A 15,175-nucleotide genomic window follows, 5' to 3' on the forward strand; every position below is an offset into this window, starting at 1 on the left:
GCCGGGGTTTTGGCCCCGGCGCTGCCTAACGGATCAGTCGCGTCCTTCGCGGCGCTCGATGGCCGCCACTTCGCGGCGCATCGCCTTGAGCCACGCCTTCAACTGGCCCTCGTCCGAGAATTGCATGACCTCGTGTTCCAGTTCGCTGATGTACTCCTGGATGTCGACGATGTCGGCGTCCAGTTCTTCCAGCACCGTCTCCGGGTCGAACGAGGCGAAGGGGTCCAGGTCATAGCGCAGCTTGAAGCCCTCTTCCGCGTAGCTGGCCAGATGCAGCACTTCGTCCAGCTGCGCCTGTAGCGTGGCGTTCGCTTGCGGCAGGCCGGCATCCGGCACGTCCGCCAGCGGCGTCAGGTCCGGCGTGCCTTGCTTGCGCCGCGCCGCTTCCTCGTCCTGCATCGCCTGCCAGGCCACCGCATTGGGCGTGGTGTTGCGCAGGGCCGCGCGCGCCATGGCGAGCAGGTCTTCGGCTTCCTCGTCCTCGAATTGGTCCTGGATGATGCGAAGCAACTGCGTCGGCGTGAAGGTCGACAGATCGGTGTCCGGGTCCAGCTCCAGCGCCTCGATCAGTTCGGCCTTGGCGTCTTCGCTTTCATCGGCGGAGGCCTCGTCGTAGTCCAAACCGCTGTGCTTCTTGTAAAGCGTCTTGAGCCGCGCCGCGTCGCAGCCAGCCGGCAGCTCGCCCTTGGCGTCCAGCAACAGCAATTCGGCGGAAAACTCGGTCACCAGCTCGGACACGAATTCGCGTTCGGCCTTGGACAGGCCCATGTTCTTGTACGCGTGGTCAAAGCACAGCACGAGCTTCATGCGCAGCTCGTGCAGCTTGGTCTCAAGCGGCGCCAGCCCTTCGGTGTACTTGCGCTGGTACTCGGCCTCGATCGCTTGCCATTGATCCAGGCGGCCGCGTTCCGTTTCCAGCCTTGCCTGTAGACGTTCGAATAACTGACGCGGGGTTTCTAGTGAATGCTCGCCCATGACCTGCTCCTTGCAAACCGGCTGATGAAATTAGCCGCCACTCTAAACGATTCGCGCGCCGCGTTCCTGTCTTATTCAATCAATAACGCTAATCATTATTATTAATATAGAATCTCGGCTGTCCGCAACACCCCCAAGATTGGCAGCCCCGATGTCCCTGCCCCCTTCCACGGGCCCTGCCCCCCGCCGCCCCCGCCTGATCCTATGCGCCGCCGCCTTGCTGCTGGCCGTGCTGGTGGCCATCGCGTGGTGGATGACAGGCAGTCAGGGCCCGCCCGCCCCGCGCCCTCCCGACTACGGCCAGATTCCCGTTGCCGTCAGCGTCGCCGCCGCCCGCGTCGGCCCCTTGCAGCGCGAGCTGCATGCGCTGGGCACGATCACTTCGCTGAACCAGGTGGTGCTGCGCAGCCAGGTGGAAGGTGAACTGATGCGCCTCTATTACACCGAGGGTCAGCGCGTTGTGCGCGGCCAGTTGCTGGCCGAGATCGACCCGCGCCCCTACCAGACCGCGCTGGCGGCCGCCGAAGGCGAGCTGGCGCGTACCCAGGCCCTGCTCGACAACGCGCAGGCCGATCTGCAACGTTATCGCAAGCTGGCTCGTCAGGAATCGGTGGCCGGGCAGCAGCTGGACACGGCCCAGGCGCAGGTGCGCGCGTACAGCGCGCAGCGCGAACTGAACCGCGCCCAGGTGGCCGACGCGCAGCGGCTGCTGGACCTGACCCGCATCGTCGCGCCGCACGATGGCCGCATCGGGCTGCGCCGCGTCGACGCCGGCAACCATGTGCGCGCCAACGATGCCGACGGGCTGACCACGCTGGTGCAGACCGCGCCTATTTCAGCGCTGTTCAGCATTTCCGAAACGCGGCTGGACCTGCTGCGCCAGGCGCAGGCCGGCACGGCCGTGCTGCGCGTGCAGGCCTGGGATGCCGATGACCGCCGCCTGCTGGCCGAAGGCACGCTCGAAGCGCTGGACAACCGCATCCAGGCCACCAGCGGCACCGTGCGGCTGCGCGCCCGTTTCGAGAACGCCGACGAATCGTTGTTTCCCAACCAGTTCGTGAACATCCGGCTGGCCGTCGTCCAGCAGGACAGCGCGGTCACGATCCCGTCGGCCGCCGTGCAGTATGGCTCGGAAGGCGCGTTCGTCTTCGTGATCGGTGATGATGCCCGCGCCACGCGCCGCGTGTTGCAGCTGGGCGCGGCCAATGCGGGCCACGTCGTCGTGCAGGCCGGGCTGGCGCCCGCCGAGCGCGTCGTGGTCGAAGGCGTGGACCGCCTGCACGACGGCCGCAACGTCCAGATCGTCGAACCCCTGAGTTGAATCCCCTGACTTGAATCCTGCATGAGCCTGTCACGCCCCTTCATCCTGCGTCCGGTCGCCTCGTCCTTCCTGATGATCGCCCTGCTGCTCTCGGGCATCCTCGCCTGGCGCATGCTGCCCGTGGCCGCGCTGCCGCAGGTGGACTACCCCATCATCCAGGTCAGCACGCAGTATCCGGGGGCCAGCCCCAACGTGACGGCGCGCGCCGTGACCGCGCCGCTGGAGCGGCGCTTCGGGCAGATCCCGGGCGTCAAGCAGATGTCGTCCACCAGCGGCAGCGGCATCTCGGTGATCACCTTGCAGTTCTCGCTGGACGTGTCGCTGGGCGTGGCCGAACAGGAGGTGCAGGCGGCCATCAGCGCCAGCGCCTCGCTGCTGCCCAATGACCTGCCCACGCCGCCCGTGTACCGCAAGGTCAACCCGGCCGACGTGCCCATCCTGACGCTGGCCATCACCTCCGATTCCCTGCCCCTGCCCACCGTGTACGACCTGGTCGACACGCGCATGACGCAGCGCCTGTCGCAGTTGTCGGGCGTGGGCATGGTGAGCCTTGCCGGCGGCCAGCGGCCGGCCGTGCGCGTGCAGGTCAATCCGATGGCGCTGGCCGCGCGCGGCTTGCAGCTGTCCGACGTGCAAGAGGCCATCGCCAAGGCCAACTCGAACCAGCCCAAGGGCAGTTTCGACGGCCCCGTGCGTTCGGTCATCATGGACGCGAACGACCAGCTGCACAGCGCCGACGAATACCGCGAACTGATCGTCGCCTGGAAAAACGGCGCGCCGGTGCGGCTGGGCCAGGTCGCCACCATCGAGGACGGCGCCGAAGACCGCTACCTGGCAGCCTGGGTCGACCAGCAGCCCGCCGTGCTGGTCAATATCCAACGCCAGCCGGGCGCCAACGTGATCGCCGTGGCCGACCAGGTCAAGGCGCTGCTGCCGCAGCTGACCGCCAGCCTGCCCGCCGCCGCGCAGGTCCGCATCCTGACCGACCGCACCGAGAGCATTCGCGCGTCGGTGCGCGGCGTGCAATGGGAATTGGTGTTCGCCGTGGGGCTCGTGGTGCTGGTGACCTTCCTGTTCCTGCGCAACCTGCCCGCCACGCTGATCCCCAGCCTGGCCGTGCCCTTGTCCCTGATCGGCACCTTCGGCTTCATGCATCTGGCGGGCTTTTCCACCAACAACCTGACGTTGATGGCGCTGACCATCGGCGCGGGCTTCGTGGTGGATGACGCCATCGTGATGCTGGAGAACATCGCGCGTTACCGGGAACAGGGGCACAGCCCCATGTCGGCCGCGCTCAAGGGCGCGGGCCAGATCGGCTTCACGCTGGTATCGCTGACCCTGTCGCTGATCGCCGTGCTGATCCCGCTGCTGTTCATGGAAGACGTGGTAGGCCGGCTCTTCCGCGAATTCGCCATCACGCTGGCGGTCGCCATCCTGATCTCGCTGGCGGTCTCGCTGACCCTGACGCCGATGATGTGCGCGCGCCTGCTGCCCGCGCACGTGCAGTCGCGGCCCGGCCTGATGGACCGTATCCAGGCGCGCTACGCGGGCTGGCTGGACGTGACGCTGCGCCACCAGCGCCTGACGCTGCTGGTCATGGTCGGCACGGTGGCACTGACCGGGCTGCTGTACCTGCTGGTGCCCAAGGGCTTCTTTCCGGTGCAGGACGGCGGCGTGCTGCAAGGCGTGACGCAGTCCGCGCAAAACACGTCGTTCGACGCCATGGCGCGCCGCCAGCAGGCGGTGGCGCAGGCGCTGCTGGCCGATCCGGACGTGCAGAGCCTGTCATCCTTCATCGGCATCGACGGCATGAACACCACGCTGAACACGGGCCGGCTGCTGATCAACCTGAAACCCTGGGCCGAGCGCGGCGCGCCGCTGACCGACATCATGGCGCGGCTGGACGCGCGGGTCGGGCAGGTGCAAGGCATCTCGCTCACGCTGCAACCGGTGCAGGAATTGAATATCGAAGACCGCGTCAGCCGGGGCCAATACCTGTTCAGCCTGACCTCGCCCGACAACGCGCTGTTGACGCAGTGGAGCCAGGCGCTCATGCAGCGGCTGGCGCAATCGCCCGCGCTGGCTGAACTGTCGTCCGACCTGCAAGGCAATGGCCGTCAGGCCTATCTTGAAGTGTCGCGCGATACGGCGGCGCGCCTGGGCGTGACGATGGATGACGTGGTGCAGGCGCTGTACAACGCCTTTGGCCAGCGCCAGGTAGCCACGCTGTTCACGCAGTCGAACCAGTACCGCGTGGTGCTGGAGATGGACCGCAGCCTGGCGCTGGGGCCCGATGCGCTGGAACGCATCCATCTGCAAACCGAGGACGGGCAGGCGATTCCGCTGTCGGCACTGGCCACGGTCAGCGAACGCGCCGTGCCGCTGGCCATCAACCACCTGTCGCAGTTTCCCGCCGTGAACCTGTCGTTCAACCTGCCGCGCGGCGGCTCGCTGGGCGACGCCATTGCCGCCATCGAAGCCGCACGCGACGACATCGCCATGCCGCCCGCCGTGGAATTGCGGTTGCAAGGCGCGGCGGCGGCGTTCAAGGCGTCTCTGTCCAATACGCTGTGGCTCATGCTGGCGGCGGTCATCACGATGTATCTGGTGCTGGGCATGCTGTATGAAAGCGCCATCCATCCCGTCACGATCCTGTCGACGCTGCCCTCGGCCGCCGTCGGCGCGTTGCTGGCGCTGCTGCTGACCGGCCGGCCGCTGGACCTGATCGCCGTCATCGGCATCATCCTGCTGATCGGGCTGGTGAAAAAGAACGGCATCATGATGGTGGACTTCGCGCTGGAAGCCGAGCGCACACGCGGGCTGTCGCCGCAAGAGGCCATCCGCGAAGCGGCGCTGCTGCGGCTGCGGCCAATTCTGATGACGACGCTGGCCGCGCTGTTCGGCGCGTTGCCGCTGATGCTTGCCACGGGTTCCGGCGCGGAGCTGCGCCAGCCGCTGGGCTGGGTCATGGTGGGCGGCTTGCTGGTCAGCCAGGTGCTGACGCTGTTCACCACGCCCGCCGTCTACCTGTTCTTTCATCGCTTGGGCCAGCGGCGCGGCGTCACCGGCAAGGCGGCCGGGGCTGACGGGTCCCAGGCATGATCCGCGCATTGCTGCATCGCCCTGTCGCCTGCCTGTTCCTGGCGGTGGCGCTGACCCTGCTGGGCGCGGTGGCGTGGCGCCTGTTGCCCGTGGCGCCGTTGCCCCAGGTGGATTTCCCCACCATCGAAGTGCGCGCCGAACTGCCGGGCGCCAGCCCCGAAAGCATGGCCAGCACCGTGGCCGCCCCGCTGGAGCGCGCGCTGGGCAGCATCGCGGGCGTCAGCGCCATGACCTCGTCCAGCAACCAGGGCGCCACCCGCGTGCAGTTGCAGTTTGAGCTGGACCGCGACATCAACGAAGCGGCCCGCGACGTGCAGGCCGCGCTGAACGCCGCGCGCGGCGAGCTGCCTTCCGGCATGCCGCAAAGCCCCAGCTACCGCAAGGTCAACCCCTCGCAAGCGCCCATCATGGCGCTGGCGCTCAGTTCGGCCACGCGTCCTGCCGGGCAGTTGTACGACCTGGGCTCGACCGTGCTGGCGCAGAAGCTGTCGCAGATCAATGGCGTGGGCGAAGTGACCATGGGCGGCAGTTCGCTGCCGGCCGTGCGCGTGCAGGTCAACCCCAATGCGCTGGCCCATTACGGCGTGGCGCTGGACGAAGTGCGCCGCGCCATCGCCGACGCCGCGCCGCTGCGCCCGCTGGGTCAACTGGATTCTGCCGGCCAGCGCTGGGAAGTGGGCACGCCCGAACAGCCGCGCGGCGCGGATGAATATGGCCGCCTGATCGTGCGCCACGACGATGGCGCGGTGATCCGGCTGGCGCAGGTGGCGCGAGTCAGCGATTCCGTCGAAAACCGCTACAGCAGCGGCTTTCACAATCGCAACCCGGCCGTCGTGCTGACCATCAGCCGCCAGACCGGCGCGAACATCATCGAGACCATCGACGCCATCAACGCCGCCCTGCCCGGCCTGCGCGCGCTGCTGCCGGCCGACGTGGACCTGACGGTGGCGCTGGACCGCTCGCCCGGCATCAAGGCCACCTTGCGCGAAGCGCACATCACGCTGGTGCTGGCCACCGCGCTGGTCATCCTGGTGGTGTGGTCGTTCCTGGGCAGCGCGCGCGCGGCGGCCATTCCCAGCGTGGCGATCCCGGTGTGCCTGATCGCCACCTTTGCCGTCATGCACGCGTGGGGGTTTTCGCTGAACAACCTGTCGTTGATGGCGCTGATCGTGGCGGCCGGGCTGGTCGTGGACGACGCCATCGTCGTGCTGGAGAACATCTCGCGCCATCTTGAACGTGGCCTGTCGCCACGTAAGGCCGCGCTGCGCGGCGTGCGCGAAGTGGGCTTCACGCTGGTCGCCATGACCGTCGCGTTGAGCGTCGTGTTCGTATCCATCCTGTTCATGGGCGGGCTGGTCGAACGGCTGTTCCGCGAATTTTCGATCACGCTGGTGGCGGCCACCGTCATCTCGCTGGTGGTGTCGGTCGCCATCATCCCGGCCTTGTGCGCGCGCTGGCTGCCGTCAGGCGAGGCGCAGCGCAACGCACCGCCTCGCCCTTCGCGCCTGCAAGCCGTGTTCGCGCGCATGCACGACGCCTATGGCCGATCGCTGTCCCGCGTGCTGGGCCATGCGCGCCTGACGCTGTTGCTGCTGGCCGCCGTGATCGGCCTGAACGTCTATCTGTATGTGGAGGCGCCCAAGGGCTTCCTGCCCGTGCAGGACACCGGCCAGCTGGTGGGTTTCGTGCGCGGCGACGACGGTTTTTCGTTTCAGGTCATGCAACCCAAGATCGATCAGTACCGCCAACTGGTCCTCAGGCATCCGGCCGTGCAGGACGTCATCGGCTACAACGGCGGCAGCCTGGGCATCAGCAATTCGCTGTTCCTGATCCGGCTCAAGCCCGCGACCGAGCGCGGCGTATCGTCCACCGAGGTCATCAACTGGCTGCGCACCCACGCGCCCGCCGTGCCGGGCGGCATGTTCTTTCTGAACGTCGACCAGGACCTGCGCATGCCCGGCGGCTTCGGCAATTCGGGCGACCATGAATTGGCGATCATGGCCAGCGACGTGCCGGCGCTGCGGCAGTGGGCGCGCAAGATCTCCCAGGCCATGCAGAACATTCCAGAGCTGCGCGACGTTGACGCGCAAGGCGATGGCGCGACGCAGCAGGTCGTCATCAACATCGACCGCGCCGCCGCGCAGCGCCTGGGCGTGGACATGCAGACAGTCAGCAGCGTATTGAGCAATTCGTTCAGCCAGCGCCAGGTCGCCACGATGTACGACGCCATGAACCAGTACCGCGTAGTGCTGGAGCTGGACCCGCGCTACACCGAAGACCCCGAGGTGCTGGAGCAGGTGCAGGTGGTGGCGGCCGATGGCGCGCGCGTTCCGCTGACGGCCTTCGCCAGCTACGAGAACGGCTTGGTCAACGACCGCGTCTACCACGACGGCCTGTTCGCGGCAGTGGGCGTGGGCTTCTCGCTGGCGCCGGGCGTGTCGCTGGAACAGGGGCTGGCGGCCATCGACGCGGCGCTGGCCACGCTGATGGTGCCGTCCACCATCCAGACGCGGCTGGGCGGCGACGCCCGCAATTTTCAGCAAAGCCTGCAAGACCAGCCCTGGCTGATCCTGGCAGTGCTCCTGGCGATCTATCTGGTGCTGGGCATCCTGTACGAAAGCCCGCTGCATCCGCTGACCATCCTGTCGACGCTGCCCTCGGCCGGCGTGGGCGCATTGCTGGCCCTGCGCATCGCCAACATCGAATTCACGCTGATCGCGTTGCTGGGCCTGTTCCTCTTGGTGGGCATCGTCATGAAGAACGCCATCTTGATGATCGACTTCGCCCTCAGCCTGGAACGCCGCGAAGGGCTGACCCCCAGCCAGGCGATCCACCGCGCCGCCATGCTGCGGCTGCGTCCCATCGTCATGACGAACATGGCCGGATTGCTGGGCGCGCTGCCGCTGGTGCTGGGCATGGGCGAAGGCGCGGAATTGCGTCGTCCGCTGGGCATCGCCATCGTGGGCGGTTTGATGATCAGCCAGTTCCTTACCCTCTACACCACGCCGATCGTGTATCTGGCGCTGGAACGCCTGCGGCTGAAATGGACGGGAGCGGCGCGCCGGCGCAGCGCCTGAGCCGGCAGGCGCACGCTACTGCCTGCGCCAGCGCCGCGTCACCCATGGCGCGGCCTTACTCGGGCCAGCGGGGCGCGGCCGTCAGGTTGTCCGCCATGAACGACAGGAACTCGCGCGCAAGCAGCGGCAAGGTCCTGCCTTGCAATGTCAGCACCTGGATGCTGCGCTGGCGCATTTCCGGATTGCTGAAGGGCACGGCGACCAGCGCGCCGCCGCTGCCGAGCTGGCCCATCAACGTCAGGTAACCAGACAGGGCCACGATCTGGCTGCCCGGCAGCATTGGCAGGAATGCCGCCGAGTGGTTCGACACGTAGGCCGGCTCGATATGCAGGCCCGCGTTGGCGCAAGCCGCGTCGAACAGCTGGCGCACGGTGGTGCCGTGATCGCCCAGCGACAGCGGATAGTGGACAAGGTCGCGCATGCCGATGCTGCGCCGCCCCGCCAGCGGATGCTTGCGGCACATCACCGCGTAGACGGGTGCGCGAGTCAGCAGCTCGGTCTTCAGGCGGTCATCTTGCGCGGTGGTGTAGCGCAGCGCGATCTGCGCCAGGCCTTCCAGGACATGACGGCTGACTTCTTCCGGCCGTTCCACATGCAGATGAAAGCGCGCCTCGGGCCGCGAGCGCTTGAACTGCGCCATGCTCATGGGCAGGAATTGGTGCGCGAAGCCCTCGGTACAGGCCAGCCGGATGGTGACGTCGCCCACGTGGCTGCGTTGGCGCAGTTCGGCGGTGACCCGCTCGGCCTCCAGCGCGGCGGCATTGGCGTAGGCGGCAAGCTGACGCCCCGCCTCGCTCAATTCCATGCCGCGCGCCTGGCGCTCGAACAGCGCGATGCCCAGGCCGTCCTCCAGCTTGGCGATCTGCCGGCTCACCGCCGAAGCAGCCACGTGCTGCGAGGCCGCAGCGCCCGCAATCGAGCCGCTGCGCGCGACCTCAAGAAAATAGCGTAGACCCAGCGAAATCATCCCGCCTCCCTTTAAAGCATGCCAAAAAGGCAACGCAAAGATGCTAATTATCTAATTGTGGCATGTACAGATGCGTAATAACTTTGTGCCTCCCTCGTCCGGAGACCCGTTTTGAGCCGCGAACAAGCCGTCCTGCAAGCCATTGAAGCCTTCGACAATGGCACTCTTGAAGCCGCCCTGGCGCGCCGCGTTGCCTACGCGACGGAAAGCGAAGTGCCGGATCAGGCCCCCATGCAGCATGCCTATCTGAACCAGGATCTGATTCCCGTTCTGAACCGTATGGGCTTCACCTGCGAGGTGCATCCCAACCCGGCCGGCGTGGACCTGCCCATCCTGGTCGCGCGCCGCATCGAACAAGCCGGCCTGCCGACCGTGCTGATGTACGGGCATGGCGACGTGGTGCGCGGCAACGCCGCCAAGTGGGAAGCCGGCCGCGATCCGTGGCAGTTGCAAGTGGACGGCGACCGCTGGTACGGCCGGGGCACGGCCGACAACAAAGGCCAGCACAGCATCAATCTGGAAGCACTGCGGCAAGTGCTCGACGCGCGCGGCGGCAAGCTGGGCTTTAACGCCGTCTGGCTGATCGAGACCGGCGAAGAAGCCGGCTCGCCGGGGTTGGCCGAATTCTGCGACGCGCAGCGCGAAGCGCTGGCCGCCGACGTGTTCATCGCCAGCGACGGCCCGCGCCTGCATGCGTCCCGCCCCACGTTGTTCATGGGGTCGCGCGGCGCGGTCAATTTCGAATTGCGGCTGCGCGCGCGCGAACGTGGCTACCATTCCGGCAACTGGGGCGGCCTGCTGGCCAACCCCGCCATCGTGCTGATGCACGCCATCGGCACGCTGGTGGACGCGCGGGGCCGCATCACCGTGCCCGCGTTGCGCCCGCCCCCAATCCCCGCCGCCGTGCGGGAAGCGCTGGCGGATCTGGACGTGGGCGGCGGCGAGGACGATCCCGACATCAATGACTGGTGGGGCGAACCCGGCCTGTCCGCGCCGGAAAAAGTATTTGGCTGGAACAGCCTGGACGTGCTGACCTTCGGCGCGGGCGATCCCGCCAAGCCGGTCAACGCAATTCCGCCCGAAGCCGTGGCCTGGTGCCAACTGCGCTTTGTCGTCGGCACCGACTGGCGCGCGCTGGAAACGCACGTGCGCGACCACCTGCGCCAAGGCGGTTTTGAAGACGTACAGGTGCGCGTCGGCATGCAAGGCGGCGCCACGCGTCTGTCGCCCGACAACGCCTGGGTGCGCTGGGCGGCCGCGTCGCTGGAACGCACGACCGGCAAGCGGCCCGCGCTGCTGCCCAACCTGGGCGGTTCGCTGCCCAACGAGATCTTCGCCGACCTGCTGGGCCTGCCCACGCTGTGGGTGCCGCATTCCTATCCCGCCTGCGCGCAGCACGCGCCCAACGAACACCTGCTGGGCAGTGTCGCGCGCGAAGGGCTGGCCATCATGGCCGGCCTGTACTGGGACCTGGGCGATTCCGTTCCCCGCTGATTGACTGATCCACTGACTGACCGAGAGCGTTGCCATGACCGCTAGATTTTGTGCCGCCGTATTGGCGTTCAACCTTGCCGTCGCCGCCTATGCGGGCGAGGCCCAAGCCGCCTACCCCGAACAGCCGATCAAGATCGTCGTGCCGTTCACACCCGGCGGCGCGACCGACGCCGTGGCAAGGCTGCTGGCCAACAAGCTGTCGGGCAGCCTGGGCCAGTCGGTGATCGTGGAAAACCGCCCCGGCGCATCCACCGTCATCGGCGCCGACGCCGTGGCCCGCGCACAGCCCGATGGCTACACGCTGCTGCTGTCGGGCAGCACCACCTACACCGTGCTGCCGGCCTTGAAGCCGTCCCTGCCCTACGACCCGATCCGCAGCTTCGAACACATCGGCATCGTGGCCATGGCGCCCGTGGTGCTGCTGGCGCAGAACGGGCTGGCCGCCACCACCGTGCAGCAGGCGGCGACGCTGGCCAAGCAGCAAAGCACCAAGGGCGGATTGATGTACGGCACCTTCGGGCCGGGCTCGGCGCCGCATCTGGCGGGCGAGATGTTTGCCGAAGCCGCTGGCGCGAAGATGATGCCGGTGCCCTACAAGGGCAGCGCGCAACTGATCACCGCAATGATCGGCGGCGAAGTGTCGCTGGGCGTGGACACGGTTTCCTCCGCCGCGCCGCAGGTGCGCGCCGGCAAGGTCCGCGCGCTGGCCGTCACGGGCGAGCATCGCGTGCCGCAGATGCCGGACGTGCCGACCTTCGCCGAGGCCGGCATACCCGAAGTGTCGTTCGTGGGCTGGTACGCCTTGGCCGCGCCCGCGCGCACGCCCGCTCCCGTGATCGACACGTTGAACCGCGCGGTCGCGCAGATCATGCAAGACCCGCAGGTCAAAAAGGCTGTGTCCGACCTGGCGCTTGAACCCGTGTTCCTGCCGGGGCAGGCGTTCAAGGACCAGATCGAAAAAGAAGTGCGCACGTTCAGCGCCGTGGCCAAGCGCGCGGACATCAAGCTGGAATAGCGCGCAGTAAAAAGCGCCTGACCGCGCACGTTTGCTAGCGTGCACGGCCAGGCGCCGGTCTGTCTTGCCTGTCGGCCTCAGACCATCGGCGGCATCGTTTCGCGTTCCGGGTGGCGATGCTTGGCCAAGGCCTTGATGAAGGCCGCCGCGCTCTTGGCCGGTGCGCCGCCGCCCATCAACAGGCCTTCATCGGCCTCGTCGGGCGCAATGCCCGCCGACCCGAACAACTGGCCTCCCCGACCCAGCCCCAGCAGCGTCTTGCCGTGCCGGTAGGCATCGCGCAGGAATTCCAGCGCGCGCCCATCCGCCTGCAATCGCGCCACGGCGGCTTCGCCCCCGGGCACCACCGCGCCGTCGAACAACGTTGACGGGTGGTTGTCCAGCGACGCGTCGGCATCCAGCATGCCGCCGCCTTCGGTCTGTACCGGGCCGATGCGCTGGCCCACCAGCCGCACCACCGCGCCAGCCTGCATCAGCGCGTCGGCCACGGCCGACACCGCGCCCTCGTCCACGCCTTCGGCCACCAGGATGGCGACCTTGCGCGTGGCCACGCCGCCATCGCCCGGGCGGGCGGTCAGCGACAACGTGGGCGACACTTCCACTTCGGGCTTGGGCGGCTGCGCGATTGCGCGCGGCAGCGGTTCCGGCAAGGCCATGCCCAATTGGTCGGCGACTTGCTGGGCCAGCTCGTCCGACACGTTGCGCAGCGAGGCCACCATGCGTTGGCGGATGGCGGGCACCGTCACCTTGCTCAGTTCAAACGAGAAAGCGTGCACGATGTGCTGCTTTTCCCAATCGGTCTGGCTGTTGTAGAACAGCGTGGCCTGGTTGTAGTGTTCCGCGAACTTCTCGGGATGGCCGCGCAATTCGTCGCCCGCGATCGGCTCGGGAAACGGCACGAAGCCGTCCATGCCGGCCTGGAACGGACACCCGCCCGCCAGGGAATTGGGCTCGTAGGCCACGCGGCCACGATGAATCGTCTGACGATGCATGCCGTCGCGCTGGTTGTTGTGCACCGGTGCAATCGGCGCATTGATGGGCAGCTCGTGGAAGTTCGGGCCGCCCAGCCGCGAGATCTGCGTATCCACATAGGAATGGATGCGTCCGGCCAGCAGCGGGTCGTTGGTGAAGTCCACGCCCGGCACCACGTGCGCCGTGCAGAAAGCCACCTGCTCGGTTTCCGCGAAGAAGTTGTCGGGGTTGCGGTCCAGCACCATGCGGCCGATGGGCACGATGGGCACCAGCTCTTCGGGCACGATCTTGGTCGCGTCCAGCACGTCGAAGCTGAAGCCCTCGGCCTCTTCCTCGGTGAAGATCTGCACGCCCAATTCCCATTCCGGCCCCTTGCCCGCATCGATGGCTTCCCACAGGTCGCGACGATGGAAGTCGGGATCCGCGCCCGACACCTTCACCGCTTCGTCCCACACCTGGGAATGCGTGCCCAGGATCGGGGTCCAGTGGAACTTCACCAGGCGCGATTCGCCGCTTGCATTGACGAAGCGGAACGTGTGCACGCCGAAGCCCTGCATCATGCGGTAGCTGCGCGGAATGGCACGGTCGGACATCACCCACAACAGCATGTGGGTCGATTCGGGCATCAGCGACACGAAATCCCAGAACGTGTCGTGCGCCGAGGCCGCCTGCGGCATGCCGTGATGCGGCTCGGGCTTGACCGCGTGAACCAGGTCCGGGAACTTCATCGCGTCCTGAATGAAGAAGACCGGCATGTTGTTGCCCACCAGGTCCCAGTTGCCTTCATCGGTATAGAACTTGACGGCAAAGCCGCGCACGTCGCGCGCTGTGTCCTTGGAGCCGCGCTCGCCGGCCACCGTGGAAAAGCGCACGAACACCGGCGTGCGCTTGCCTTTTTCGGCGAACAGCGAGGCCGCCGTCAGGTCGGTCAACGGGCGATAGCACTCGAAGAAACCGTGAGCGGCCGAACCGCGCGCGTGCACGATGCGTTCGGGGATGCGTTCGTGATCGAAGTGCGTGATTTTTTCACGCAGGATGAAATCTTTCAGCAGGGCCGGGCCGCGCAGGCCGGCCTTGAGCGAATGCTGGTTGTCGGCGACCGGCACGCCTTGATTCGTCGTAAGCACCTGGCCGCTGCCATCGGCGCGCACACGGCCCAGCCGGCCATCCAGCGCGTTGACGCCGGGCGCGGCGGGGCCACCTGTCTTCTCGTTGGCCTCGGATTCCGACAACGAGCTGGCGCCCACGGACGGATCCGGCGGCGTCGACTGCGCGCCGGTATAGGGGCAGCGCGCGCCTTCCTCGCCATACTCCGCCGCCTTGTTGGCGTTGTGCGGCATGGCGGCGGCGGTGGCGCCCGTGGCGGCGGCGCGCTTGAGCGCCGGGTGCGAGGGCTTGCCGGCCGGACCCGCGGCGGGGCCGCTGTCCGTATTCATATAGGCGGTATCGACGGCGCCAGCGGCGCCTTTGCTTGCGGGTTTCTTGGTTGCCATCAAGGCTCTCCTAGTGTTTGAGCATTTCGCCACGGGCCTGCTCGGCGCGCGACGCGCCGATGGCGGATTTCACTTTCTTGACTTCTTCGGGCGGGGGCAGCACGGCGGGCAATCCCAGCGATTCCACCCACAGCTCGCGCGACCAACCCTGCGTGTGATACAGGTGATGGTCTTCGTCCAGCGCCACTGCGTCGTGAGCCTGCTTCAGGATTGCGGCTTCCTTGCCGGAATGCTGCTCGGCGATCAGCCCGATCAGGGACCAATTGGCGTGGTCCTTGGTTTCTGCCAGCACCACGCACTCGGTCGCCACCAGCTGGGCGGCGTCGGCGTCGCCTGCGCTGATGGCCAGCTTCATGGCCTTGACCAGCGACTCGCCAAGGTGACGCACCACTTCGCGCCCCGGCGTCTGACGGGCGGGATCGAGTCCCAGTTGTTCAAACACGGTCAAAAGCACGCGGTGATGCGTGCGTGTTTCTTCCAGGTATTCCTTCCACTCTTTCTTCAGGTCTTCATTGACGGCACAGGACACGGCGGTCTCGTACACCGACAAGCCGCCGATTTCAGTCTCCAGCGCCTGGTAAAGCAATTCATTGATTTGTTTGGCGTTTGCCGTTTTGCGTTTCATCAGGGGCTCCTTGTCCACGGATCAGTCGCCGGCCGCGCCCTGCATCTGCGAACCCGGCGGCATGAGGCGCACCTTCAGCAAGCGCCGTTCCTGCATCGACCGCTGCGCCGGCCTGACCACATCGACTACGTCGT

General features: G+C 67.2%; 9 protein-coding genes. 5 read left to right on the top strand and 4 right to left on the bottom strand.

The window, feature by feature from the left end:
- Window positions 1-33: 33 nt before the first annotated feature.
- A complete protein-coding gene (locus tag API01S_RS19915; protein ID WP_061305916.1) occupies window positions 34-975 on the bottom strand; it encodes a hypothetical protein in 942 nt (313 codons plus the stop codon).
- A 151-nt stretch (window positions 976-1,126) separates the two neighbouring features.
- On the opposite strand from API01S_RS19915, the gene API01S_RS19920 reads away from it, so the two are divergent.
- The 3 genes from API01S_RS19920 to API01S_RS19930 are packed head-to-tail and all read left to right on the top strand — an operon-like array spanning window position 1,127 to window position 8,475.
- A complete protein-coding gene (locus tag API01S_RS19920; protein WP_050728908.1) occupies window positions 1,127-2,296 on the top strand; it encodes an efflux RND transporter periplasmic adaptor subunit in 1,170 nt (389 codons plus the stop codon).
- Window positions 2,297-2,317: 21 nt separating this feature from the next.
- Window positions 2,318-5,398, top strand: a complete 3,081-nt coding sequence (locus tag API01S_RS19925; protein ID WP_061305918.1) for a multidrug efflux RND transporter permease subunit — start codon at window positions 2,318-2,320, stop codon at window positions 5,396-5,398.
- A complete protein-coding gene (locus tag API01S_RS19930; protein WP_061305921.1) occupies window positions 5,395-8,475 on the top strand; it encodes an efflux RND transporter permease subunit in 3,081 nt (1,026 codons plus the stop codon). The genes API01S_RS19925 and API01S_RS19930 overlap by 4 nt, the downstream gene beginning before the upstream one ends.
- A 55-nt stretch (window positions 8,476-8,530) precedes the next feature.
- Here the strand turns inward: API01S_RS19930 and API01S_RS19935 are convergent, their stop codons facing one another.
- On the bottom strand, window positions 8,531-9,442 hold the full coding sequence (locus tag API01S_RS19935; protein WP_006219286.1) for a LysR family transcriptional regulator: 912 nt from the start codon (window positions 9,440-9,442) through the stop codon (window positions 8,531-8,533).
- 111 nt (window positions 9,443-9,553) lie between these two features.
- Between API01S_RS19935 and API01S_RS19940 the strand changes: the two genes are divergently transcribed.
- Both API01S_RS19940 and API01S_RS19945 read left to right on the top strand, forming a co-directional pair.
- Window positions 9,554-10,936 (top strand): M20 family metallopeptidase, encoded by a 1,383-nt coding sequence (locus API01S_RS19940; protein ID WP_061305923.1) that lies wholly within the window; start codon window positions 9,554-9,556, stop codon window positions 10,934-10,936.
- A gap of 34 nt (window positions 10,937-10,970) precedes the next feature.
- The gene (locus tag API01S_RS19945; RefSeq protein WP_061305924.1) at window positions 10,971-11,951 is read left to right on the top strand and encodes a Bug family tripartite tricarboxylate transporter substrate binding protein; all 981 of its coding nucleotides are present in this window, start codon (window positions 10,971-10,973) and stop codon (window positions 11,949-11,951) included.
- 77 nt (window positions 11,952-12,028) lie between these two features.
- On the opposite strand, the gene API01S_RS19950 is transcribed toward API01S_RS19945, so the two are convergent.
- The gene (locus API01S_RS19950; protein ID WP_061305927.1) at window positions 12,029-14,416 is read right to left on the bottom strand and encodes a catalase; all 2,388 of its coding nucleotides are present in this window, start codon (window positions 14,414-14,416) and stop codon (window positions 12,029-12,031) included.
- A 10-nt stretch (window positions 14,417-14,426) separates the two neighbouring features.
- Window positions 14,427-15,041, bottom strand: coding sequence for a hypothetical protein (locus API01S_RS19955; protein WP_039883197.1), 615 nt, complete (start codon window positions 15,039-15,041; stop codon window positions 14,427-14,429).
- Window positions 15,042-15,175: the final 134 nt, after the last annotated feature.

The sequence above is a fragment of the Achromobacter piechaudii NBRC 102461 genome, from assembly GCF_001571245.1.
Lineage (GTDB): Bacteria > Pseudomonadota > Gammaproteobacteria > Burkholderiales > Burkholderiaceae_B > Achromobacter > Achromobacter piechaudii.

Bases quoted from the DNA above. Each gene is read 5' to 3' on its own strand.
- API01S_RS19915 (WP_061305916.1), bottom strand. From the start codon at position 975: ATGGGCGAGCATTCACTAGAAACCCCGCGTCAGTTATTCGAACGTCTA.
- API01S_RS19920 (WP_050728908.1), top strand. From the start codon at position 1,127: ATGTCCCTGCCCCCTTCCACGGGCCCTGCCCCCCGCCGCCCCCGCCTG.
- API01S_RS19925 (WP_061305918.1), top strand. From the start codon at position 2,318: ATGAGCCTGTCACGCCCCTTCATCCTGCGTCCGGTCGCCTCGTCCTTC.
- API01S_RS19930 (WP_061305921.1), top strand. From the start codon at position 5,395: ATGATCCGCGCATTGCTGCATCGCCCTGTCGCCTGCCTGTTCCTGGCG.
- API01S_RS19935 (WP_006219286.1), bottom strand. From the start codon at position 9,442: ATGATTTCGCTGGGTCTACGCTATTTTCTTGAGGTCGCGCGCAGCGGC.
- API01S_RS19945 (WP_061305924.1), top strand. From the start codon at position 10,971: ATGACCGCTAGATTTTGTGCCGCCGTATTGGCGTTCAACCTTGCCGTC.
- API01S_RS19950 (WP_061305927.1), bottom strand. From the start codon at position 14,416: ATGGCAACCAAGAAACCCGCAAGCAAAGGCGCCGCTGGCGCCGTCGAT.
- API01S_RS19955 (WP_039883197.1), bottom strand. From the start codon at position 15,041: ATGAAACGCAAAACGGCAAACGCCAAACAAATCAATGAATTGCTTTAC.